The following is a 23,859-nucleotide window of genomic DNA, read 5'->3' on the forward strand; positions in this document are numbered from 1 at the left end:
CGATTATGAATATTCGTCAAGTATTAGTTTTAACAGCGATTCCTGTTTGGTTTGGTACATTTGGTTTTATGTCAGTTAATCAAGCAAATGCTGCTAATCAATCCCAGCAAATTGCACAGGCAACAGATGTTCCCAACCAACCACCGTCAGAAAGGCAGCGTCCGCCTCGTCCTGATTTTAAAGCGGCTGCGGCGAAGTTGGGTGTCACAGAAGCTCAGTTAAAAGCAGCGTTGGGAGTACCTGCTAATCCTCCAAGTCAAGGCGATCGCAATCAGCGTCCACCTCGTCCTGATTTGAAAGCCGCGGCGGCAAAGCTGGGTGTCACAGAACAACAATTAAAGGATGCACTGGGAGTACCTGCTCATCCTCCTGGCCAAGGCGATCGCAATCACCGTCCACATCGTCCTGATTTTAAAGCTGCTGCGACAAAGTTGGGAGTCACCGAAGCTCAGTTAAAAGCGGCGCTGGGAGTACCTGCTAATCCTCCTAGTGAAGGCGATCGCAATCAGCGTCCACCTCGTCCTGATTTTAAAGCCGCTACGGCGAAGCTGGGTGTCACAGAACAACAGTTGATAGACGCTTTGGGTATTCCGCCTCGTCCTCAAGGCGATCGCCAAGCACCTCCTCCAGCCGATAGGTAGTGATTCTCAGACGGGTAGGGGCGCACAAGCTGTGCGCCCCTACAATTATCTGTGTTGATGTGTGGTTATTTCTTTGTCTACCTTACGCGGGAACCACTTTAGCCAGGTAAAGGTAACCCTGTAACCGCGATCGCACCAGCAATGACACTCGCAGCAAGGGAAGTCAATGCTGTCCCAAATATCCACCACGCTGCATTTGCAACGGTTTTCTTGGTTTCTTCGACTTGCTTTTTAGCTTCTTGTTGAATGGCTTTCAGGCGTTTTTGTGTTTCTTGTTGGATGCGTTCAGCTCGTTGGAGTACGCTATCCCGCGCTGTTTCTATTTGGTCGATGATGCGGTTGGCGTCTGCTTCGGAAATATCCTCACGAGAACTCAAGACAGCAACTAGGGTATCACGATCGAATTGACTCAGGCGATCGCGCAAGGCTTCAAATCCTGCTTGGGGATCGTCAAAAACTTTGCCAAAGTCTTGCTTAATTCCTTCGTAGTTGAGTTCAGGACGTTCCAGAGAGTTAAGATAGTTGCGAATTCTGGCAAAAATCCCATCCAACACTGATTGCACTTTTTGTTGAATTTGTTGGAATTGTTCGACAATGGAACTACGAACAGATTCGATTTGATCCACAATTCGGTTAGCTTCCTCTTCTGAGATATCCTCGCGTTGGGATAGCAGCGCCACGATTGTTGAACGGTCGAATTTAGAGGCGCGATCGCTTAGATTCTCAATTCCAGCGCGGGGAGAAGACAACAGCAATTGCAAATCGCGTTTGATACTTTCGGGATTGAGTTCTTCTTTGTTAGTATTCCGCAGGTAGTTTTCCAGATTACCTTCAAAATCTACAATCCTTTGAGTGGTACGCTTTGCTAAACGTCGCGGCGCTTTCAAAATATCACGAATCGCATCTTGTGCGCGATCGATTATTTGATTAACTTGCTCTTGACTCAAGTCTCCCCCTTGACTCACGAGTTTAACCAAGGTTTCTCGATCTACGTGAGAAAGGCGATCGCGCAATGCTAATGCACCTGCTTTGGGATCGTCGAGTAATCTTTCCAAATCGCGCCTAATACCATCTGGATCGAGTTCTTCCAAATTGGTATTGCGGAGATACTCTGCGATCGCTTTTGTAGTTTTTTCGTACTGTTCTCTCGCTTGCTGCGGTACTTGGAGAATATTATCTCGGACGGCTTCAAGTTGATCGAGGACTTGGTTAATCTGTTCTTCGCTCAAATCTTGACGCTGGCTGAGCAATTGTACCAAGGTATCGCGGTCAAATTGCGATAAACGTGAGCGCAAAAGGCTAATTCCGGCTTGCGGATCTTCTAGTAAAACTCTAAACTCCCGTTTGATACTTTCGGGATTGAGTTCTTCTTTGTTAGTATTGTGCAAATAATCTTCAACTCTTTGGCGTAATTCATCGGCTTTAGCTTTTGCTTGTTCTTGCAATTCTCTAGCACGATTCAAGATATTATCGCGGTTGCGTTCGACTTGACTAACAATATTATTAGCTTCTTCTTCGCTGATATCTTGACGTTGTTGCAGCAATTGTACAAAAGTATCGCGGTCAAATTGCCCAAAGCGGCTACTTAAATCTTCAAAGCCAGCTTGTGGATCTTCTAGCAACTTGCCAAAGTCCCGTTCAATACCTTCAGGATTAAGTTCTTCTTTACCAGTTGAACGCAGATAATTTTCGATGCGACTGCGGAAATCTTGACCTTTTTCTCGCACTTCGGCTTGTTTGACAGTTTCTAAAACTTCCTGGCGATCGCTTTCCATTTGTTCGGCGATTTCTGTTACCCTGGCTTCGCTGATATCATCCCGTTGCTTTAGCAAGTTGACGAAATATTCTTGGTTGATTTCTTCTAACTCCCGTCTGACAGTTGTCGGGTTTGCATTCGCATCATAGATGACTTCTTTGAATTCTTCTTTTAGGGTAATCCGGTTAAAGTGCCAAGGAAAGGAATTCAAAATATAGTCTTCTACATCTGCTTTGATTGTATTTTCCAGTGACATCGGCAATCTTGCAGTTGCTTGTTCTCTAAATTTTTGTAATTGTTCTGTAATTTGCTCGACATCGACATCTTGAACTTTCTCTTTGAGTTTTTGTAACTGAGTTGTAATTTTGTTCACGTCAATATCAGAAAGATTTACCCTATCCAACACAGCTGGTACAGCAGCACTCAAGCCATAGCGAACAGCTTGCTTGATTACACCATTACTTTGCTTACCATTACCACCTCCAACTGTAACTAATTCCTGAAGTTTTTCACCTAACTTTTCTGAATTGAGTTCTTCCGGACTAGCAGATTTGAGCAAATTAATTACTTGCTGTGTTGGATTTTTGCGATTCAAAGCTTGTTGCCAAGCACTTTCTAATTGGTCAACAATCCGATTGAGGTCTTCTTTAGATAAATCGGTGCGATCGCTAATTAAATCAACGAAGGTTTGGCGGTTAACATTTTGCAACAAATCGCTATTAGCAACAGATTGCAAATCTGTATCTTGAATTAACCGATCAAATTGATTGCGAATTTCTTTGAGATCCAACTTTGGTAATTGCACAGCAGCCAAAGAACTTTGTAGCGTATTTATGATACTTTCAGGATCAAAACCTGATGTTAATTCTCGTCGAACTGCCGCTGTAACTTCTTCTGCTGTAGAAACCAATTGTTGTTTGGCTGTATTAGCACTGATACCAGTGGTTGCAGTACCGAACAACGCTTGAAAACCAGAGGTAACAGTACTAGCAATAGAACCAATTAAAGAACCTACTGCTGATGAACCAAACCAAATCATCAGTGAAAAATAAATCGACCAGATGACTACACCGATAACTGCTCCGAGAAATGCATTTTGAACTAAGCTTAGTTTTACTGCTAGAAAAGAAGCAATAAATAATGCAATACTAGCGGTTATCAATGCCCAAAAACCGATTTTAGCTTGGACATTACGAATCTTTTTACCCACACTTTCTGACTGCTCATCATCATCTGAATCAATTTCCCAAGATGAAATTCCGACAGCGACTGAAAAGTTGGTGAATAACAATTGTAAGGCAAAAGCGATTGAAACCCCAGCCAGCAAAGCTACCCAGAATTTAGGTCCAGAAAACAGAACTGATCCTTCTTCTGGAGTTAGTACTTGTTGACCTAAAGTCATAGGTGCTAATCCAAAAGGTAGCAAATCCCATCTTAATATGGCTAAAACACTTTGAAACATACTATTTTCTCACTTCCATTCAATTAAATAGCCATCTTTTTCAAAAAATGGTCTATTTATCAGTCTAGATATTGAGTTGGCTAGGCTTACACTTTCCCAGGTAAGAAAGAATTTCGTCAAAAGTCGTACTTTTATAAACATTCGTTGTTTGAATTACTAAGTATATTTTTAATTAAAAAAATGTAATGATGTATTCATGTGACAAGTGTTCAATTATTAAATAAAGTTAATTATTTTTTGGCAACAAAGATATCTTGTAAAAATATAATTACGTAGCTGCGTATTAGTGAAATATAGATGTATTCATATATCACATAGTTATCTGAATTTTTAAATATACATAATATCTAATTTAATTAAGATTATTTTTATTTATTTATAGAAAAATCATAACTTTTTGTTGAACTTATCTATTTAATTAGATTTTATACTGATATTTTTTTACTTACTTTCTTTAGATAAAACCGCCTATGTCTGTTGATAGAGAAAAAAATTCTTCCAACCGATTGAGGAAAAATAAATATAAACATGTATTAATAGGGATTATTACGAGCTATAACCGAGCTATAAATTTTTGAATAATTGATTTTACTGTTTGAGGAGAAAAAATAATGGTTGTAGGTGTACATAAACGTGCTGTAGGCGTATTTTCTAATCGTAGAGATGTTGAACATGCGCTACATGAATTGAAAAATGCCGGCTTTGATATGAACAGAGTATCTGTCATTACGCGGGACGGAGAGGGTGATGATATTGCTGGCGCCGAAGTCCGCGATCGCGTTGGTGATAAATCTGATGAAGGCGCTGCGGTAGGGGCCGTTTCCGGTGGTGCTTTGGGGGGATTAACAGGCTTATTAGTTGGTCTTGGTACTTTGGCAATTCCCGGAATTGGGCCAATTATGCTGGCTGGAGCCGCAGCAACCACCCTAGCCACCACTCTCGCGGGAGCAGGTATTGGTGCAGTAGCTGGTAGTTTGCTTGGTGCATTAATTGGTTTAGGAATTCCTGAAGAACGAGCCAAAGTATACGATGAACGCGTCAAACGGGGACAGTATTTAGTCATCCTTGATGGTACAGATGCAGAAATTGCCAAAGCAGAAGCAATTTTACGTAACCGGGGTATCGAAGAGTTTGGCATTTACGACCACCCAGATAGCACACATCCCACTACAGGTGTTGCTCATCAGGATGTAGTTAGCGGCAAATATGCAGTAGGATACTTTTCTCATCGCCGAGACGCGGAAGCCGCAATTAATGATTTGCGAAAAGCGGGTTTTCCTTTGAGTCAAATTTCCTTAATTCACAGAGACTCTTTGGGACGGGAACCTTTTGCAGGCGTTCATGTGAGCGATCGCTGGGACTCCACACGCTGGAGGCTACCAGATAACCGCACTCATTTCTATAACGAGCGCATCAATCAAGGCGATTACATCATCCTCGTGAGTGGTACAGAAGCTGAAATTCAACGTGCGGCTGCTATTATCAGTCAACACGGAATTCAACAGTGGCAAATTTTCGATCCAACTGGATATACCCCTGCAACTAGACCTCAACAAGTAAGCAAACGCGCGATCGGTGTGTTTTCTCATCGTCGAGATGCAGAAACAGCACTGACAGAATTGCGAGATGCTGGTTTCTCAATGAATAGAGTCTCAATCATTGCCAAAGATAGAAACGTTCATGGGATCGCCGGTGTAGAGAACAGAAACGTCGATACAGGTAACAAAGCAGACGAAGGTGCAAAAACGGGTGCAGCTACAGGCGGCGTCTTAGGCGGCTTGACAGGCTTATTAGTTGGTCTTGGGACTTTAGCTATTCCCGGAGTCGGACCGGTAATCGCAGGTGGTGCAGTAGCTACCGCCATAGCAACAACACTGGCTGGTGGTGCTATCGGTGCCGCCGCTGGGGGAATTGTTGGCGCACTGGTTGGTTTAGGAATTCCCGAAGACAGAGCTAGAGTTTATGGCGATCGCTTCCAAAGAGGTGATTACTTGGTAATTGTCGATGGTACAGAAGCTGAAATCCACCAAGCCGGAGCCATTCTCAAAAATCGAGGTATTGAAGAATTCGCCATCTATGATGCCACCGATTTAGGCGAACACCGCCCAGGTTTCGACCGAGGAACCCATCACAACACAGGAATTTTTGGGAGCGATCGTACCAACTACTCAACAGAAGCTCATAGAGACGATCCTGCTGTAGTGATTGTTGACCGTCGTGAAGAAACAATCTAACTCAAATAAGAATTCAGAATCTAGAATCTAGAATTCAGAATCCAGAATTCAGAATCTAGAATCTAGAATCCAGAATCCAGAATTTAAAATCCTGTACATCTACAGACAAGATTCATCGAATCTCTACTCCTGAATTCTGAATTCTAACTCTTGACTCCTTGCTCCTACCTTGTGCCGTGAATTTCAACAAATTTGACTTTCTGATTCAGAATTAAACATATGCAAAAGCTAACTCCTTTCGTAATTAGTTGTCTTTTAGTTTTTGGTGTGGCTGCTTGCGATAACGTTTCTAAAACAAGTGAATCTGCACCTGGTAATGTTAACGAAGCTCCACAAACACCGAGTGCTCAAACAACAGAAGCTTCTCAAAAAGATGCACAAAGTGAACTCCGCAGAAGACAATTAAATGAAGATATTCGCGCCCGCGAACAACGCAATAATGCCACTGGTGGCGATGCAAATAGAGCCGAAGCTGACATAGCAAGTGAAGTTCGCTCCAAATTAGAAGCTAACATCCCTGGTGGTCAACTAACAGTCGCAGCAAAAGATGGGACTGTCACTGTAGGAGGAACCGTACCCAATCAAGATCAAATTGCTAAAATTGAACCTTTGTCCAAGGAAATTAAAGGTGTCAAAACTGTAGTTGTGAAAGCTGCTGTTGCCAAACCACAACGCTGACACAGTTAACAAAAATCCAAGTGAGTAGGCAGCCATAAATAGACTTACAGCAGATTTAAACTTAGTGAATTTGCTAAATTCAACAAACTCAACTAGGTCTATTAGCAATTCTGCTGTAAAGGCTCCTACTCAGTCTTAGTTCTCAGCTATAGAACTCCTATTTGATTGCGTGAAAAAACTCGCTCTCAACTCCAAAAGGCTGATTCCCTATTCGCTACTCCCTACTTCCTACTCCCTCCCTACATAGATTGATAATTTCAAAAACCAAAGCGGATTGGCAATTCACAAATCCACGAGGAGTGGTATACTTAGGTACTGACGGTAAATAATTGACAACTGACAACTTTAATAATTATATTTATTGACGCTCAGTCAGTTATAAAAACTCCTGTAATTGCTGAAAGCCAAAACTATGGAAACCCAACAACAGCAACTCGAATCCATCAATCCCTCTTCATTACAAGCTACCCTAGCACTTGAAGGGACAAACACTACAAAATTGCCAAAGCTACCACCAGCATCCGAACCCGAATGGCAACGAATTAGTAGACAAGTTTCTGAATTTTTCGAGCAATTGCCAGAATACCTAAGTAGTTTTTTTAAGGACTACAAGCAGGCTCTAATAACTCTGAGTTTAATTTTTGCCGCGATCGTCACAGTCAAAATAGCACTAGCAGTTCTGGATGCAATCCATGATATTCCGCTACTGTCACCAACTTTTGAATTAATTGGAATTGCTTACGCCACCTGGTTTATTTTGCGTTATCTAATTAAGGCTTCAAATCGGCAAGAATTAGCCCAGGAAATTCGATTACTGAAAAACGAAATTGTGGGCGAATAATTTTTTGAAGAAGAATTCAGAAGTCAGAATTCAGGAGTCAGAATAAAGACGCGACGCTCGCGAACTCGCTAACGCTGCGCTATCGAGGACTCGCTTTCCGCGTCGCTATCAGTCGGGGATTCAGACCCGCGACTGATTGTACTCCTTCTCTACGAGACGCACTCGCGTTCGGAGAACCCCCAGGGTAGACCACCAAATTGAAAATTTGGTGGTCTACAATTAGTGGCGGGTCTAAATCCCCCACTAAAAAGATTGCTGAATTCTGAATTCTGAATTCTGAATTCTCTTTTATTACTAGTCTTTTGGATACATCTCAAGATAGAGAAAAGGATATATTTTGAAACTTAAATCACTTCTCAAGATAGTAGATTGTAAATGAAAAACAGCCTAATCTAGTTATCGAAGTTATTCAAAAGATTCTTTAACGAGGACATAATTTATGGCTAATGAAGCAGTTAAAAAAGGTATAGATTCATCCGATCGCGCAGAAGTAGATACATACGATCGCGGAATTATCCCTGCTGAAACAGCGGCTCGGAAAGAAAGAGAAGGAGATAAGTTCAAAACACTCCCCACAGAAGAAGGCGAAGCAAATTCCCCAACCGACGATCAAACTGATAGTGAAAGTCTACGCACCACTGACGGTTACACTGTAGACAAAGAAGGTTTGTTGAATAACTATGCAGTTGAACCGGAAATGTACTACGAACAACCGGGTGATGCACGCAAACAAGCAGCAGAAGATACGGCAGAACGTGTTGAAGAACTTGGGGAAATTAACCAAGACGAAGAAGGTAAGTTGACAGAAAAGGGCGACAAGCGCGGTAGAGGCCCAGGAATCATTTAATGAATTTTAGATTTTAAATTTTGGATTTTGGATTGAGGATTCAAAATCCAAAATTTCTGAAAGTAAACGACTTGATTTGTGGAATCTCAAATTCAAAATTGTTTTAGTTTTTCCTGGGGTACAATTCACGTAAAAGGCTAATGAGGAAGTTTTTAGAGACGCAATTATTGCGTCTCTGCTTTTATATTTAGTAAATATAGGAATCCGATTTGATTTCTGAATCACTCGTAGAGGTAAGGGACTGGGGATTGGGGACTGGGGACTGGGAAGAAGGAATAAAAGTGTACTGAGTTTTGTTCAAAAATCAAATATGAGTCCTATAGTTCGACAAAATATTTACATACAGCAAAACTTGTTGTCATTGTGGACACATTCTAGAAAGTTTAGATTTGTCAGTTAGAGAATGGCGTTGTCCATCCTGTCAGTCAGTGAACGGAAGGGACGACAACGCATCTAAGATAATTTGTGCAGTCGGGGCATCGACTGTTGGTTTAGGCGATGTCAGACAGGCTATGCCTGCAATTGCTGTTTGAAGCTAGAATCCCCCGAATTGAATTCGGGGGAGTATGTCAAGGATTTCTTAGCTTTTGATACATTGGGTTTGGAAGAATTTGTGGCGATCGATGTCAGAACAAAAGCCCTTAGTTATCACCAAAGAAGATGAAATCTTACCACTATTTCCACGTCTACCAATTCTCACGAGTCTTCAAGCAGGTTGGCATGGAATTTCACTGGCATACATGTGTCAACCTGCTTCCGCATTTCCAGAAGTTTCCACTCCCCAGTGGCACTCTCTACTGATTTTCACTCATGGAGCGCGGGTGATTCATGCTGAACGAAAAATGGATGGACGCAGACATCGTGACGCTGTACTTGGAGGCGATATTCTCATTACTCCCGTTAATGTTGGGCATCAGGCGGCTTGGGACGCTGAAGGGGACTTTATTCTACTTGCAATTCAACCAGAGATTTTTGCTCGTGCAGTTGACGAAACAGCAGATACCGAACAGATTGAACTGATACCGCGCTTCGCCACACCCGATCCTCTGGTTTATCAAATAGGGCTAGCACTCAAAGGCATTCTGGAAAGTAATCCTTTGGGGAGTCGTCTTTATGCAGAGACGATGGTAAATGCCTTATCAGTACATCTTATGGAACATTATTCTACGCGTAAACCGATATTAAAAGCATATAAAAATGGTTTACCACGGCTTCAATTACAGCAAGTTATAGACTACATTCAAGAACATCTTGACCAAAATTTAGGTTTAACAGAATTGGCGGCGTTGATACCAATGAGTCCCCATTATTTTTCCCAGCTTTTCAAACAATCTACAGGAATGACTCTTCATAAATATGTTATTCACTGTCGGGTGCAACGTGCCTATGAATTATTGCTCAAAAGAGAAATGCCAATAAGCGAAATTGCTCACTTGGTTGGTTTTGCCAGCCAAAGCCATCTCAATTTTCACTGTAAACGGCTAATGGGTGTAACTCCGAAAGCTATTCAGCAAAGATAGGAAAAATCTGCAAAAAATCGGACGAATTTGCAAGACTCCAGCCCCTAAACCCTCTAAAATTTTCAAAAATAGCATCTTATTCAGAAATATTAAGGATTAGGGAAACTTTTGATTTATGGTCAGAATTGAAACCAAGACTGAGCCAATGGTGATTAACTTTGGCCCTCATCACCCGTCCATGCATGGGTGTTTTCGGATTCTTGTCACCTTGGATGGCGAAGATGTCGTTGATTGTGAACCTGTCATCGGCTACCTACATCGGGGTATGGAAAAAATTGCCGAAAACCGTACCAATATTATGTACGTACCATATGTGAGTCGATGGGACTACTATGGGGGGATGTTTAATGAAGCCGTGACAGTGAATGCTGTCGAGAAACTGGCAAATATCACGATCCCCAAACGTGCCAGTTATATTCGAGTAATCATGCTGGAGTTAGCTCGAATTGTCAACCATTTGCTGTGGTTGGGGCCTTTTGTGGGAGACACTGGCGCACAAACTCCGATATTTTACACTTTGCGCGATCGCGAAATGATTCTCGACTTGTTTGAAGCTGCTACAGGCTACCGGATGGTCAACAATAATTATTTTCGCATCGGTGGAGTTGCTGCTGATTTACCTTACGGCTGGGTGGATAAGTGCGAAGACTTCTGTAATTATTTTGTACCAAAGATTGATGAGTATGAAAGACTAATTACCAATAACCCGATTTTTCGCCGCCGAGTTGAGGGTGTGGGAGTTTTAAGTCGGGAAGAAGCGATTAATTGGGGAATTTCTGGCCCGATGTTACGGGCTTCTGGCGTGAAGTGGGATTTACGAAAAGTTGACCATTACGAATGCTACGACGATTTTAACTGGGAAGTACAGTGGGATACAGCAGGAGATTGTTTTGCTAGGTATGTCGTCAGAATTGGAGAAATGCGTGAGTCAGTCAAGATTATTCAGCAAGCACTTAAGGGATTACCTGGTGGTGCATACGAAAATTTAGAAGCTCAACGCATGGTAGCAGGTGTTAAATCTGAGTGGAATGGGTTTGATTACCAGTTCATTGCCAAAAAAGTTGCCCCTACATTTAAGATTCCCCAGGGTGAAAACTATGTCCGTGTAGAGTCAGGGAGAGGAGAATTAGGAATCTATATTATTGGAGATGATCATGTCTTCCCCTGGCGTTGGAAAATTCGCCCAGCCGATTTCAATAATTTACAAGTTTTACCTCAGTTAATCCGGGGTCAAAAAGTCGCAGATATTTTCGTCATCCTGGGAAGTATTGATGTTGTGATGGGATCGGTAGATCGGTGAATGGGGGAGGTGGGGAGTGGGGAGTGGGGAGTAGGGAGTGGGGGAAATGAGGGAGATGAGGGAGTGGGGAGTGGGGAGTGGGGAGTAGGGAGTGGGGGAAATGAGGGAGCAGGGGAGCAGAGGAGAAGTTCCTGGACTCTTTCCCCTCTGCCCCTCCGCACCTTTGCACCTCTGCCTCTTACCCATGCCCCATTCCCCACTCCCCACTCCCCACTCCCCATTCCCTAAATTACCAACGGTTCAAGTTCCCGTTTATGCCATTGTCGTTGATACCATTCGGCAACCAAGGGACGAACAATAAATTTGGGATGACCTTCGCCTTTGACATCTATGCGTAAACTTGAGTAAGGACGCCGCTTATGAGAACCGTGACCATTACGACCAATGAAGAGATGCGATCGCGCTACTAATCTATTTTGCTCCATCAAATCTGCTCCCTCAATCCGCTGGCGTCGCAGACTAAACCCGCTCCCGCCACAAACAACCCAGGGAATATGAGAATCAGCGTGTCCTGTATCCATTGTTTGCAGATATTCTAGACAATGGGCGTGTCCATTCAATACCAAATCGACCAAAGGACGCCCCTGATTTAGAGAACCTATTTGTTGAGCGACTCCATCCAGAACATCACGTAGGTGGTTGCGAATTGCCAAAGTTTGTGCTTGTTCCCACTTTGTCGCCTCAGTCACATAAGGAGGATGGTGGAAATAAATCACTCGTCCCCGAACTTCCTTAGTATTCCAAGATTCAATTAATCTGTTCTTGAGCCACTCAAGTTGTTCAATGTCAGTCTGGGTTGGTCGGTCTGTGACTAGTTGCTTATCGATATCAACAATAATTTCTTCAATTTGCGACAGCTTGGCTTGGAAGTCCTCTAACTTATCGTCTTCCCTGGGGTTTTTGGGATTTAGCTTCGCTGAGGTTTCCATGATTTGCAGCTTTTCTTGCTCTAAATCCTGACGACGTTTTTCCAAGACTTTGCGATCTGCTTGACCTTGCCTCGTCTTCGGCAGTGGTGGTGGATCGTTAAATGTATTAGAGTCCAACGCAAAGAAATCAATACCGCCATAGCGAAAAGTGTAGTAGCGATTAGGCAAGCGGGTAAAATGCCCTGGTTGATAGCGAAGACAACGACCTGTGTCTGTCTTGCCAGTGTAGTAACGATTTAAATGATCTTCTAACTCTGTTGGCAGATCGAACAGCTGGAGATAGTCTAAAAATGCCCGTGCGTAAGCGTCACCTGTTCTTGAACCATGCAAACCCACATCTAAATCTAACCGCGATCGCAACAGCTTACGAATCGGTAATGTTGTCAGGGACGCTAAGCCTAAGAAAATCGGCAAGTCATAATAATCATGATTTCCCGGCACAGGTAAAATTGGCAGCTTAAAAACCATCTCGTCATAAGTAATTTTCCTGGGATGCTCTCCACCCAAGATAAACTCTCGGTAAGGGTGAATGAAGTTCTGCTGGTAGTACTCACTCGACCCCACTAAATAGATCACATCCCCCGTGTGTAGCATGAAACGACATTCATTGTGATGGGGCAGCATGAGTTCAGCCACCTGTCGCTGGGGATTTTGCCCTTGATGGTTTCCAGAACCACTATCACCTACAACTAAAAACGAAAACTCGGAATCGTCTGCATGACCATCATCTAGCACTAATCGAGTTTGGTCGATGTTACGTTTCACAATCAACGGGTCTTGCCATCGTACCCGCTGATTCATTTTGCGAATTTTTTTAGCAATAGCTGGATCGGATACTAGTTTCAATGCAAGCTAACTCCTGAATCTTCAATTGGAGGGGAGTGGGGAGTGGGGAGTGGGGAGTGGGGAGTGGGGGAGATGAGGGGGATAAGGGGGATGAGGGGGATGGGGGAGTGTGGGGAGAGAGGGGGAAAGATTTCTTCCCCATCCTCCCACACCGGACACACCTCCCACACTTCCAATGCCCCATGCCCCATGCCCCATGCCCAATACTCTTACTCTTCTACTGGATTTTTCATCTCAATAATCAAGTTGGGGAGTCCCTCTAGTTTTTCTGTAGGTTCAACTTCTTCTATTAGTGGCACAAAAATTTTTAAGCCTGCTGGTACGCACTTAACTTCTATCGGTGTTGTGCCGATGATTTCGCCATCTAGAACTACTTTTTGTGGTGGCTCTGTGGTGATTTTAAATTGTTTGGCTCGCAGGTAACCGATGTCATCGCGTTCTGCTGCGTTGCCTGTAGAAGCTGTTTGAAATAAATGGAATGTAGCGGCGATCGCTCCGGCTTTGCTTGTTGGAGCTACAATCGTTAAGTCTAGTAGCCCGTCATCATAAATCAGACCTGATGGCCCCTGTGCTAATACTGAAGTGGGAGGCGCGGCATTGGCAACTGTCACTGCACAAGCGCTGGTTTTGATTATTCTGTCCTCAGTTTCAATTTCAACATCAAAGTTATGTAGGTTTCTTAATTGCTGAATTCCTGCTAAAACGTAGGCCATCATCCCAAAGCGATTCTTGGCTTCCCGGTCTGCTAGTTCTACAGTTTCAGCTTCAAAGCCAATACCTACTAATAGTACCATTGGAAGATCGTTGCAATAGGCTACGTCTACATTGCGGGTTCCTCCCTGCAAAATTGTCTGACATGCAGCTGCGATCGTGTCAGGAATTCCTAAAGCTGTGGCAAAGGCGTTGGCTGTACCTCTAGAAATTATACCAAATGGAATATCAGTACCGACTACTGCCGCCGCCGCTGCGGAGAGGGTGCCATCTCCCCCCGAAGCAATGATCGCATTTACCCCTCGCTCTACTGCTGCATACGCTAGGGCGTCAGCACCAATTTCCTCAGTTGTTAGATGAATGTCTAAATCAATTTCTGGCTCTAATATTGCTCGAATTTCTGCCAGTTCTAATTCTGGGTCACCTTGACCCGCTACTGGATTGAAGATCAGGCAAGCGGAACGATTCATAGGGGATGACAAGTATGCTTGGATCACTAAGATATCATTTTTACCATTCTTGTAAAATTTTGACTTCCTTCTACTGGCTTGATTGCATTCAGCACGAAGCTGTCTTCGATCAACCTTAACTGTCTTCTCATTGTTTGAATATTAAAAATAGAGGTGAGAACAAGTGAGCTTGATATTTTGTAAGTAAATATAATAACGGTACTGGTTACAAATCAAACAAATTATTGTTGGAGTGCATGATATAAATGGACGACTGAAAGAAATTATAACTTTATTACAAAATAAGCAATTCACTAAAATTGAAGTTGAGCAAGAACCATTTTTTCTAAATAGCTATAAGTTTAGTGTCTATGCAACAAAACAAAGTTAAAATCTATTAAGAAATCTAAATATATAATAGTTTGAACACTTAGCATTGTAAAATAAACACTGGATTTTGTAGATTAACAAATTAAGTGAAGCTTAGCTATTGTAGATATAATCAGCACTTTCATTTCACTAAATTAATTTTACGGACGGGTCTAATTGACGAACCACTCATTTTTCTATTATTGGTTTTTCTTCTTCGTTATCACTCTTGCCCGATATTTTCTGATAGCTGGGGGAGCGTACTTGCTCTTTTATTCAGTTCTGGGAAAGTCTCTCGCCAACAAGAGTTTGCGTTTGAAACCGTTGATGAATTCTTCCATTAGAAAGGATATTGAATTATCGGTACTCTCCGCAGTGATTTTTGGTATTTGTGGAGCGTTTATTATTTCAGAGTATATTTCGGGAGCAACGCTATTATACACTAATTTACAGGAGTACGGGCTGTGGTATTTGGTAGCTAGCTTTGTTGTGGTGCTGATTCTCCAGGATACATACTTTTACTTTATGCATCGGATGTTTCACCACCCTCTAATTTTTAAATGGATGCATTATGGACACCACCGTTCGGGAGAACCAACGCCTTGGAGTTCTTCGGCGTTTGATTTTCCGGAGGCGATCGTACAAGCACTTTTCTTTGTAGGTGTAAGCTACATAGTTCCGCTACATTTTATCACCTTAGTTGCCGCACTTATAACTATGACAGTGTGGGCAGTGTTTACCCATCTCGGATTTGAGGTATTTCCTTCCTCATCTAAGAGCCACTGGATTGGAAAGTGGCTTATTGGTTCTATGCATCACTCAATACATCACCGAAAGTATAAAGTACACTACGGTTTGTATTTTACGTTCTGGGACAAGCTGCTTGGTACTGAAGACCCTCATTATGAAAATCAAACTGACACATAGGAGTCATTGTGCATTGGGCATTAGTCATTAGTCATTGGGCATTAGTTATTGGTTAGAAGCAACAAAGGACAAATAACAAATGACTACATGACAAAGACAAGGGTAAATCGCCGTCTCTACAACAATCAATTCTTTGTAGAGATGGCGATTTATCGTGTCTCTTGCTTAACCGAACAGTATTGCAATGTCTGTGGAGTACAGCCTATTCAGTAGTTTGTGATTCATCTTTCTTTTTCGTTGTTTCATGACCAAAGCGAATTCCTACAAAAATATCGTAGATAAACTCTAAAAAGTCTTTCTTTTGTCGTAATCCTGAAGTTTGATAACAGCCTTTTTCATCTAATAAAGGCTTCATCAAATAGTATGTAGATTGATACTTATACCAGGGAATACAAGTCCATAAATGATGAACTAAATGGTAGTTTTGTCCCAAAATTAGGATATTAAGAATCGGGCTGGGATATACACGAGCATTTTTCCAGCGATCGCGTTCCCTAAAAGGACGATGGGGTAGATAATCAAAAAAGAAGCCCAGTATTAACCCCACTATCCCAGAAGGTACAACCCAAAAATTGAGAAGGTACATCAAAAAATGATATTGAATTGCTATATAAAAAATTCCAACAACAATTAAACGACTGATAAACCATTCCAATAGCTCATACTTTCGCCACAATCGTCGCTGAAAGAAAAACACTTCATGGTACAAAAACCGAAATGCAATTAGCAACAGTGGTCCGCCTGTGGAAACATAATGATCTGGGTCATCTTTGGGATGGTTTACATGGGCATGATGCTGCAAATGCACCCGCGTAAATACTGGAAAGACAAATCCTAGCATTAGGGCGCTACCATGCCCTAGCATGGCATTAATTATGCGATCGCGGTGGGCAGATTTATGACAAGCATCATGAATTACTGTCCCAGCACAATGCAAAGCAATAGTATTAACGGTAAAGCACAACCAGTCCGGCCATTGCCAAAGCCAATAACCAAAGTTAGATAACACCAATGTTCCCACCGATGCCAAAAATAGCAGCAGAGTGGGATTGAAATCACCAGGAGGCGCTAAAAGTTCCTTGGGCGGTAATTTCGGCAGTTTGTCTGCTTTGGATGCAATTTTTGTTCCTAGTTCTTTATTTACTACGTCTTCTAAGGTGACTTCCAAATTATTGCCATTTTGCTTTTTATACTCATCAACAGCTGGGTCAATGATGATTAGGCTTTTGGCTGGAATGTCAAAAAAATTAGGATCTAAAGAGGTCATAATTTTTTCCTGGTCGCGGTTCCTTGATAAAGTGAGCTTGAAATCCCGAATTCAGCCAGCACAGAAGAGATTTCTTGCCCCGATTAGAGAGATGAAACCCTGAAAATCTAGCCGATACTGTTCTTTATTAAAATTAGGATGGACTGTCAAATGTATAGTGTAGGAAAAATAGAAGTTTTTTGCTATACTACACGCACTAACAAGATATTTGATTTTTCGTTTTTAGAGCTAGTCCTATTACTAATGATCTAAACAGCAGCGGAACACATATTTTGCTTTGATATCAATATTTATCGCGTTACCAAGACTATGTTTTTTCCATATGCTGAAGTTGTGTTTTCCTATTGCTTTGGTGAGAAACAATTCTCAACAATATAAACAATACAGTTTTTTGATTCATTAACGCAAGAGTTTTGCCGTAATTTCATATATGAGATAAATCTTTTAGACACAAGTATTATACTTGTCAGAAAAATTTATATGTTATTTGCTTATGATGTTTAAATTTTTAATGATAAATTCAACTTTTCAGATTTTATTTCAGCAGTAGTTCTTATTCAATACCATAAAATGGGATTGATCTTAAAAAAGCTAAGCTTTGGAATTTTCTAGACTTTCAAATACTTAGACTTGAATTTGAACGAGTAAATGAGGCATGTCTTGATATTAGAGGGTGAGAATGAGGTATTTTCATTGTGATTTGCCAATTATAGTTGCTCGATATCTCGTGCAAAAGTAATTTTTGCACATTTGCAGAGAAAGGGCAAAGGAAAATTTGTCCCTTTTGCTGAGTTCTACAAGAAGTATATGCAGAGGCGATCGCCTCTGCATACTTCAATTCCCTAAAACCTACGCAGCCAGCATCTTTCTAGCCGTGGCTGCGACATAAGTCCTAAATTAAAAATCTTGACTTATTAACTGATTTATGCTTATTACTAGGATAAAGTCGAGGTGAAAACTTACCCTGTATACAAACCAACCATGACTCTAAATTATGAGGTTTAGAGATTTCAAGGGCTTTTGTCCAACTTTAATTTGTTCATGGCTTGGTAGTGTTGGATATTTGACCGATTGAAAAATGGTTAAAATTGCCAAAATCATTACGCATTAGGTAAAAAAATGTACTATTTGTTGCCTTTACTGGTAAATATACTAACTTTCAGCAGTTCATACGTTTCCAGTGCGATAACAGCAAGCACAACGCCAGATTTACCAAAAATGCATTTAGCTCAAAAGCTAAACTGCAATAATGCTCAAACTCAGACAGAAATCAATGAATGCAGTAGGTTGTCCTATCAGAATGCGGATAAAAAATTGAACGCAGCTTATCAACAACTAGTGCCTAAATTAGACAGAACTAGAAAACAAAAATTGATTGCTGCACAGCAAGCATGGATTAAGTTTCGAGATACCACTTGTGAGTTTGAGAGAAGCGAATATGAGGGTGGAAGTATAGCCCCTACAATTTACTTTGGTTGCCTGGAAAATACTACAAAAGACCGTACCCAACAATTACAGGAATATCTTAAAAGCGATCGTTAGGGACTTCCAAGGAAAAAAATATTCCATAGTAGGGTAGCACAGCTGTGCTACCCGAAAAATGTACAACTAATTTCGGATAATTTATTTTCTGGAAGTCCCTTAGAGGATGTTTGAACCTAGCTAAATAATTCAGGACTTACGCCCTGTACAAATTACTCGTGGTATGTATTCAGTAAAATAGGTCGTTTCAGGCTTTGATTAACTCTAAATACAAGCATCACCACTAATAATATATGTTATATTTGCTACGCTTTTATGCCTGGTAGTGTCGCCTCAGCCAACCTTGATGTAGTTCACAAAGTAAAGAATTGTAATCCTTTCATCCCAAATCTAAAGTCCAAAATTGGTACAAGTCACTCACTACGGTAGTCTAGATGAGAGTGAATTTATCGCCTGGTTTGATATATTGTTTTATGACTTCAGTTGTTTCTAGTCCTCCGCGCACGATTCGTATCGGTTCACGCAAAAGCCAACTTGCTCTAGTTCAAACCTACTGGGTACAAGAGCAACTCCAAAAAAGCTATCCTGATATCACTTTTGAAGTCCACACCATGTCTACCCAAGGCGACAAAATCTTGGATGTAGCATTAGCCAAAATTGGCGATAAAGGACTTTTTACTAAAGAACTTGAGTTGGGAATGCTCAATGGCGACATTGACTTTGCAGTTCATTCCCTCAAAGATCTGCCGACTAACTTACCAGAAGGGTTAACACTGGCAGCAATTACCGAACGGGAAAACCCAGCCGATGCCCTAGTAGTGCATGAAAAGCACAAAGATAAACAAATCGAGACTTTGCCAGAGGGTGCAGTCATTGGGACATCTTCACTGCGGCGGTTAGCACAGTTACGCCATCGATTCCCCCACTTTACTTTTAAGGATGTCCGGGGAAACTTGATTACACGCTTGGCAAAACTGGATGCAGGTGAATATGATGCCTTGATTTTGGCAGCAGCAGGGTTAGGACGATTGGAAATGAGCGATCGCATTCATCAAATTTTACCCCAAGAAATCTCCCTCCACGCCGTTGGACAAGGCGCTTTAGGCATCGAATGCCGTGCCGATGATAGTGAATTAATTTCCCTGCTCAAAGCCATCGAACATCCCCCAACACGCGATCGCTGTCTCGCAGAAAGAGCTTTTTTACGCGATTTAGAGGGCGGTTGTCAAGTACCTATTGGCGTAAATACAGAAATTTCTGGCGAACAATTGACTTTAACAGGCATAGTCGCCAGTATAGATGGTCAAAAGCTCGTAAAAGATAGCGTCACTGGGGAAGCCAACAAAGCCGAAGCAGTAGGCACCCAACTAGCAAATGTGTTGCGGGAAAAAGGAGCGCAAGAAATTTTAGAAGAAATTTTTGCGGTGATTCAACGCGGTTCCTAAGGAATTGCACAAGCGGATGTGATTAGATAATTAAGTAATCAATGAACAGTAATCAGTAGCCAGTAAACAGCGAAAAACTGATATGCGGATACATGATAACTGTAAATATGCTGAACCGGGGAAACAAAACTTACCATGCGGATTTTATTTGTTGCAGCAGAGGCAGCTCCCGTTGCAAAAGTAGGTGGAATGGGCGACGTTGTTGGTGCATTGCCCAAATTCCTCAGAGCAATGGGGCATGATGTACGGATATTCCTGCCTTACTACGGCTTCTTGCCAGACAAAATGGAGATTCCCAAAGAACCTATTTGGTGGGGAGATGCCATGTTCCAGCACTTTGCAGTCTACGAAGCCGTTTTGCCTGGTACTGATGTTCCCTTGTACTTATTCGGACATCCTGCCTTCATGCCCCGCCGCATTTACTCAGGAGAAGATGAAGATTGGCGGTTCACCTTGTTTGCCAATGGTGCAGCGGAGTTTGCCTGGAATTACTGGAAACCAGATATTATTCACTGCCACGATTGGCATACGGGAATGATTCCTGTGTGGATGCACCAAGATCCTGATATCACCACTGTCTTTACGATTCATAACTTAGCTTATCAAGGGCCGTGGCGTTGGTATTTAGAAAAAATTACTTGGTGTCCTTGGTATATGCAAGGACACAACACAATGGCAGCTGCGGTGCAATTTGCCAATAAAGTAAATACAGTTTCGCCCACTTATGCAGAGCAAATTAAGACACCTACTTATGGTGAAACGTTAGAAGGTTTGTTGTCTTTTATTAGCGGTAAATTATCTGGGATTATCAATGGGATTGATGTCGAAGTTTACAATCCAGAAAATGACAAATACATTGCCCAAACATTTACTGCTGATACTTTAGATAAACGTAAGGCTAACAAAATTGCTTTGCAAGAAGAAGTAGGGTTAGAAGTCAATTCCAAAGCCTTTTTAATTGGGATTGTGACGCGATTAGTAGAACAAAAAGGCATCGACTTAATATTGCAAATTCTCGATCGCTTTCTTTCCTATACAGACGCACAGTTTGTACTGTTAGGGACAGGCGATCGCTACTATGAAACTCAGATGTGGCAATTAGCATCTCGCTTTCCCGGACGCATGGCAACTTATCTACTGTATAATGATGCCTTGTCTCGCCGCATCTACGCCGGCACCGACGCATTCTTGATGCCTAGCCGCTTTGAACCTTGCGGTATTAGCCAAATGATGGCCTTGCGTTATGGTTCCGTCCCCATTGTCCGCCGCACAGGTGGATTAGTTGACACCGTAACACACCACGACCCCGAAAATGTAGCAGGCACCGGTTACTGTTTTGACCGCTACGAACCGCTAGACCTTTTCACCTGTATGATTCGGGCTTGGGAAGGCTTCCGTTTCAAACCCCAATGGCAAGAACTACAAAAACGGGGTATGAGTGAAGACTTTAGCTGGTATCAATCTGCTAAGCAGTACGTGAAATTGTACAGGTCAATTTACGGCTTGCCAGAAGAAGAAGAGGAAACACCACAACCAGAGTTAGTTTTAAACGAGGCAGTGGCCACTAGTAATTCTTCAACCCCCTAGATAACTACTTTTTGTGACTCGCGATCGCATCCTTCACACATTAAATTAACCTGAAAAATGCGATCGCGAGTTTTTTGTTTGCCATTAGAGAATATTTTTTTGTCGTTTCAATCCCTAATAGGGATTTTGATTAATTGCAATTTTTGCCGCTCTGCATCACCCAGCCATGACTTATTTGTTTCAATCCCTAATAGGGATTTTGATTAATTGCAATTTGTGGCAGCTTCAGACCTGTCACTTTCTTTGCCGTTTCAATCCCTAATAGGGATTTTGATTAATTGCAATCAATACAGTTTTTAGCAATAAAGGCAGCGATCTCGTTTCAATCCCTAATAGGGATTTTGATTAATTGCAATTTTTATTGGATAATGTCAATAAGCGAAGGCAAAATTGTTTCAATCCCTAATAGGGATTTTGATTAATTGCAATTGATAACCAATGGAAGTCTATTAATGAGAAAGAAGTTTCAATCCCTAATAGGGATTTTGATTAATTGCAATTGCTGCTGGTGCGGGACTTGCTAAAGCTTACAATGTTTCAATCCCTAATAGGGATTTTGATTAATTGCAATGAAGAGAACCCGGACGCTAAAGAGAAGTACAGCAAGGTTTCAATCCCTAATAGGGATTTTGATTAATTGCAATATCTTCTGATCGAGTTGTCCAAAAAGCATTTGCATGTTTCAATCCCTAATAGGGATTTTGATTAATTGCAATTTCATGGTGAATATGCACAATTGCAAACAAAGAGGTTTCAATCCCTAATAGGGATTTTGATTAATTGCAATAGCCTGGGGCTGACTGTTAGGCGTATTATCTATGTTTCAATCCCTAATAGGGATTTTGATTAATTGCAATGTGATTTCCTGGAGTTTCTAAGGAGGCAGGTAATTGTTTCAATCCCTAATAGGGATTTTGATTAATTGCAATATTCCGCAGATTCCGATTTAGAAGTTATCATTCTGTTTCAATCCCTAATAGGGATTTTGATTAATTGCAATGATACAGTTTGCTAACTTGGGCTTGGGCTTTTTTGGTTTCAATCCCTAATAGGGATTTTGATTAATTGCAATAATCTATTCGGGTCACATTATTGACTAATCAAAGTGTTTCAATCCCTAATAGGGATTTTGATTAATTGCAATCTCAAACGATCAGTTAGCATCAGTGTACGCGATCGCTCCAGGTTTCAATCCCTAATAGGGATTTTGATTAATTGCAATGATAAACGTGTGAACTTGCCTGTCCGCTATCTCCGTTTCAATCCCTAATAGGGATTTTGATTAATTGCAATGAAGTCTTCTAGAGTTCCTAGTGCGTTTGCTTTGGTTTCAATCCCTAATAGGGATTTTGATTAATTGCAATTGCTGTCGCCTGAAAGTACTGTGATATTTGGTTTTCAAGGTTCTGTTGCGCGGATGGGAAAATCATAACACAAGAACTTGTGATTTTACTAGATACAAATCGCTGAAAGCTAAGCTCAGTAAGGAGCGCGGATGATTTAAAGATACTAGTGGCTTCAAGTTCTTACACAGAGGGCAATTGAGCCATTTTTGTAGTCACCCGCTCATAAACACCTACCCATCCGCGCACTTAGCAAAGAAATCCTGATAAAACTTAAAATGTTTCCTTGGTAGCCAACATCTGTAAAATTTTTTCTACATGATCCAACTCTCCAACGATTCGGCGAATTGGGTGAGGCCAAACCTTAACAAGAGTAGGAGTAGCAGAAACCTGATTAATTTCTGCTTGTTCTGGATGAGTTAAAACATCAATCACCTTTAAAGTATAAGGGTGTCCGAGCGATCGCTCTAAGAATTCGTGTAGATTTTGAAGGATGCGTTCAGTAGTTCCGCTATGTCCTGCAACAAACAAGCGGAGGACATAGCCTTGTGTTGTTAATTGCTCTTTTTGTGCTATCACCGGTTTGTGATATTTTGGCACAGGTTCAGAAAGGTCTAAACGTACAATTAAGTCGTGATCTTCCCAAAGTTGGGGGAATGAGGAATGATAAGTTGTTAAGACCATGCGATCGCACAATCCATCCTGCCAAGGAGCTGCTTGCCATACTAGCTCCCCTGTACCAAAAATGGCATTCAGCAAAGATTGATATTTAATTACAGCCGGATAAGCCTCAGCAAAAGTTCGCACTTGTTGAGTACGCGGATCTAACCAGTGGTCAATAGTCGCAGTATAACAAGGCACTAAAAAATGTGGTGGCTCTGGTAAATCTAGAATTTCCTGCAAAGCAGAACACAAATGCAAATGCCATCGACCTTGCTTGCTAGGGTCGATGCAGTAAATTAAATCTCCTCCAGGTGTAAATAGCGCAATGCCTTTGAACAACTGGGGTGTAGATAGTTTGTTTGTCGTCAAGTTATTCACAGGAGGCTAAGGAACTAAAAGGTAAAAAACTTTCTCTTTTACCTTTTACCTTAGCGATAACCGCAACCAGGAAGACGAAGATATTTGGGATTGGGTATTGGGGATTGGGGATTGGGGATTGGGGATTGGGCATTGGGGATTGGGCATTGGGTATTGGGGATTGGGCATTGGGCATTGGTTATTC

The 23,859-nt window shown here is 41.7% G+C and carries 17 protein-coding genes, 1 pseudogene and 1 CRISPR repeat array; of the genes and pseudogenes, 12 read left to right on the plus strand and 6 right to left on the minus strand.

Annotated features, from left to right (window positions below):
- Positions 1-5: 5 nt before the first annotated feature.
- Complete coding sequence (locus IQ276_RS34005) at positions 6-641, plus strand: hypothetical protein (RefSeq protein WP_193918592.1); 636 nt, start codon at positions 6-8, stop codon at positions 639-641.
- A gap of 98 nt (positions 642-739) precedes the next feature.
- Here the strand turns inward: IQ276_RS34005 and IQ276_RS34010 are convergent, their stop codons facing one another.
- Entirely contained in the window at positions 740-3,859 is a 3,120-nt protein-coding gene (locus tag IQ276_RS34010) for an MFS transporter (RefSeq protein WP_193918590.1), read from the minus strand.
- 611 nt (positions 3,860-4,470) lie between these two features.
- On the opposite strand from IQ276_RS34010, the gene IQ276_RS34015 reads away from it, so the two are divergent.
- The 7 genes and pseudogenes from IQ276_RS34015 to IQ276_RS34045 all read left to right on the plus strand — a co-directional run bounded on the left by IQ276_RS34015 (position 4,471) and on the right by IQ276_RS34045 (position 11,279).
- Complete coding sequence (locus tag IQ276_RS34015; protein WP_193918588.1) at positions 4,471-6,093, plus strand: histidine kinase; 1,623 nt, start codon at positions 4,471-4,473, stop codon at positions 6,091-6,093.
- 219 nt (positions 6,094-6,312) lie between these two features.
- Positions 6,313-6,771 (plus strand): BON domain-containing protein, encoded by a 459-nt coding sequence (locus IQ276_RS34020; RefSeq protein WP_190880055.1) that lies wholly within the window; start codon positions 6,313-6,315, stop codon positions 6,769-6,771.
- A 412-nt stretch (positions 6,772-7,183) separates the two neighbouring features.
- Positions 7,184-7,612 carry a CAAD domain-containing protein gene (locus IQ276_RS34025; RefSeq protein ID WP_193918586.1) on the plus strand — a complete coding sequence of 143 codons (429 nt, stop codon included), beginning with the start codon at positions 7,184-7,186 and terminating at the stop codon, positions 7,610-7,612.
- Positions 7,613-8,051: 439 nt separating this feature from the next.
- Positions 8,052-8,459 carry a hypothetical protein gene (locus IQ276_RS34030; RefSeq protein ID WP_190880059.1) on the plus strand — a complete coding sequence of 136 codons (408 nt, stop codon included), beginning with the start codon at positions 8,052-8,054 and terminating at the stop codon, positions 8,457-8,459.
- A 341-nt stretch (positions 8,460-8,800) separates the two neighbouring features.
- Positions 8,801-8,992, plus strand: a pseudogene (locus IQ276_RS34035) (zinc ribbon domain-containing protein); the annotation flags it as partial.
- Positions 8,993-9,046: 54 nt separating this feature from the next.
- Entirely contained in the window at positions 9,047-9,979 is a 933-nt protein-coding gene (locus IQ276_RS34040) for a helix-turn-helix transcriptional regulator (RefSeq protein ID WP_235116206.1), read from the plus strand.
- Between the two features lie 115 nt (positions 9,980-10,094).
- Entirely contained in the window at positions 10,095-11,279 is a 1,185-nt protein-coding gene (locus tag IQ276_RS34045; RefSeq protein ID WP_221706028.1) for an NAD(P)H-quinone oxidoreductase subunit H, read from the plus strand.
- 224 nt (positions 11,280-11,503) lie between these two features.
- On the opposite strand, the gene IQ276_RS34050 is transcribed toward IQ276_RS34045, so the two are convergent.
- Both IQ276_RS34050 and IQ276_RS34055 read right to left on the minus strand, forming a co-directional pair.
- On the minus strand, positions 11,504-13,054 hold the full coding sequence (locus IQ276_RS34050) for a metallophosphoesterase (RefSeq protein WP_235116207.1): 1,551 nt from the start codon (positions 13,052-13,054) through the stop codon (positions 11,504-11,506).
- A 209-nt stretch (positions 13,055-13,263) separates the two neighbouring features.
- A complete protein-coding gene (locus IQ276_RS34055) occupies positions 13,264-14,235 on the minus strand; it encodes a YegS/Rv2252/BmrU family lipid kinase (protein WP_193918684.1) in 972 nt (323 codons plus the stop codon).
- Between the two features lie 675 nt (positions 14,236-14,910).
- Here IQ276_RS34055 and IQ276_RS34060 point away from each other — a divergent pair.
- Positions 14,911-15,510, plus strand: a complete 600-nt coding sequence (locus IQ276_RS34060) for a sterol desaturase family protein (RefSeq protein WP_373690615.1) — start codon at positions 14,911-14,913, stop codon at positions 15,508-15,510.
- Between the two features lie 202 nt (positions 15,511-15,712).
- On the opposite strand, the gene crtR is transcribed toward IQ276_RS34060, so the two are convergent.
- Positions 15,713-16,777, minus strand: coding sequence for a beta-carotene hydroxylase (crtR, locus tag IQ276_RS34065; protein ID WP_190882863.1), 1,065 nt, complete (start codon positions 16,775-16,777; stop codon positions 15,713-15,715).
- 1,119 nt (positions 16,778-17,896) lie between these two features.
- Between crtR and IQ276_RS34070 the strand changes: the two genes are divergently transcribed.
- From IQ276_RS34070 to glgA, 3 genes are all read left to right on the plus strand, one after another.
- A complete protein-coding gene (locus tag IQ276_RS34070; protein ID WP_193918687.1) occupies positions 17,897-18,319 on the plus strand; it encodes a lysozyme inhibitor LprI family protein in 423 nt (140 codons plus the stop codon).
- Between the two features lie 413 nt (positions 18,320-18,732).
- The gene (gene hemC, locus IQ276_RS34075; protein WP_193918689.1) at positions 18,733-19,704 is read left to right on the plus strand and encodes a hydroxymethylbilane synthase; all 972 of its coding nucleotides are present in this window, start codon (positions 18,733-18,735) and stop codon (positions 19,702-19,704) included.
- A 135-nt stretch (positions 19,705-19,839) separates the two neighbouring features.
- Positions 19,840-21,291 (plus strand): glycogen synthase GlgA, encoded by a 1,452-nt coding sequence (gene glgA / locus IQ276_RS34080; protein WP_193918691.1) that lies wholly within the window; start codon positions 19,840-19,842, stop codon positions 21,289-21,291.
- A gap of 104 nt (positions 21,292-21,395) precedes the next feature.
- Positions 21,396-22,655: direct repeats of the CRISPR family, unit length 37 nt; unit sequence GTTTCAATCCCTAATAGGGATTTTGATTAATTGCAAT.
- A gap of 252 nt (positions 22,656-22,907) precedes the next feature.
- Here glgA and IQ276_RS34085 read toward each other — a convergent pair.
- Both IQ276_RS34085 and IQ276_RS34090 read right to left on the minus strand, forming a co-directional pair.
- Complete coding sequence (locus IQ276_RS34085; RefSeq protein WP_193918692.1) at positions 22,908-23,675, minus strand: circadian clock KaiB family protein; 768 nt, start codon at positions 23,673-23,675, stop codon at positions 22,908-22,910.
- On the minus strand, positions 23,668-23,850 hold the full coding sequence (locus IQ276_RS34090; protein WP_235116208.1) for a hypothetical protein: 183 nt from the start codon (positions 23,848-23,850) through the stop codon (positions 23,668-23,670). Before IQ276_RS34090 ends, IQ276_RS34085 begins: the two co-directional genes overlap by 8 nt.
- Between the last annotated feature and the right edge of the window lie 9 nt (positions 23,851-23,859).

It is taken from the genome of Desmonostoc muscorum LEGE 12446 (genome assembly GCF_015207005.2).
Taxonomy (GTDB): domain Bacteria; phylum Cyanobacteriota; class Cyanobacteriia; order Cyanobacteriales; family Nostocaceae; genus Nostoc; species Nostoc muscorum.

Excerpts from the sequence above, each read along its gene's own strand:
- IQ276_RS34010 (WP_193918590.1), bottom strand. The coding sequence starts at position 3,859 with ATGTTTCAAAGTGTTTTAGCCATATTAAGATGGGATTTGCTACCTTTT.
- IQ276_RS34020 (WP_190880055.1), top strand. The coding sequence starts at position 6,313 with ATGCAAAAGCTAACTCCTTTCGTAATTAGTTGTCTTTTAGTTTTTGGT.
- IQ276_RS34015 (WP_193918588.1), top strand. The coding sequence starts at position 4,471 with ATGGTTGTAGGTGTACATAAACGTGCTGTAGGCGTATTTTCTAATCGT.
- IQ276_RS34045 (WP_221706028.1), top strand. The coding sequence starts at position 10,095 with ATGGTCAGAATTGAAACCAAGACTGAGCCAATGGTGATTAACTTTGGC.
- IQ276_RS34005 (WP_193918592.1), top strand. The coding sequence starts at position 6 with ATGAATATTCGTCAAGTATTAGTTTTAACAGCGATTCCTGTTTGGTTT.
- IQ276_RS34090 (WP_235116208.1), bottom strand. The coding sequence starts at position 23,850 with ATGCCCAATGCCCAATCCCCAATACCCAATGCCCAATCCCCAATGCCC.
- hemC (WP_193918689.1), top strand. The coding sequence starts at position 18,733 with ATGACTTCAGTTGTTTCTAGTCCTCCGCGCACGATTCGTATCGGTTCA.
- IQ276_RS34060 (WP_373690615.1), top strand. The coding sequence starts at position 14,911 with ATGAATTCTTCCATTAGAAAGGATATTGAATTATCGGTACTCTCCGCA.
- crtR (WP_190882863.1), bottom strand. The coding sequence starts at position 16,777 with ATGACCTCTTTAGATCCTAATTTTTTTGACATTCCAGCCAAAAGCCTA.
- glgA (WP_193918691.1), top strand. The coding sequence starts at position 19,840 with ATGCGGATTTTATTTGTTGCAGCAGAGGCAGCTCCCGTTGCAAAAGTA.
- IQ276_RS34030 (WP_190880059.1), top strand. The coding sequence starts at position 8,052 with ATGGCTAATGAAGCAGTTAAAAAAGGTATAGATTCATCCGATCGCGCA.
- IQ276_RS34055 (WP_193918684.1), bottom strand. The coding sequence starts at position 14,235 with ATGAATCGTTCCGCTTGCCTGATCTTCAATCCAGTAGCGGGTCAAGGT.
- IQ276_RS34025 (WP_193918586.1), top strand. The coding sequence starts at position 7,184 with ATGGAAACCCAACAACAGCAACTCGAATCCATCAATCCCTCTTCATTA.
- IQ276_RS34070 (WP_193918687.1), top strand. The coding sequence starts at position 17,897 with ATGTACTATTTGTTGCCTTTACTGGTAAATATACTAACTTTCAGCAGT.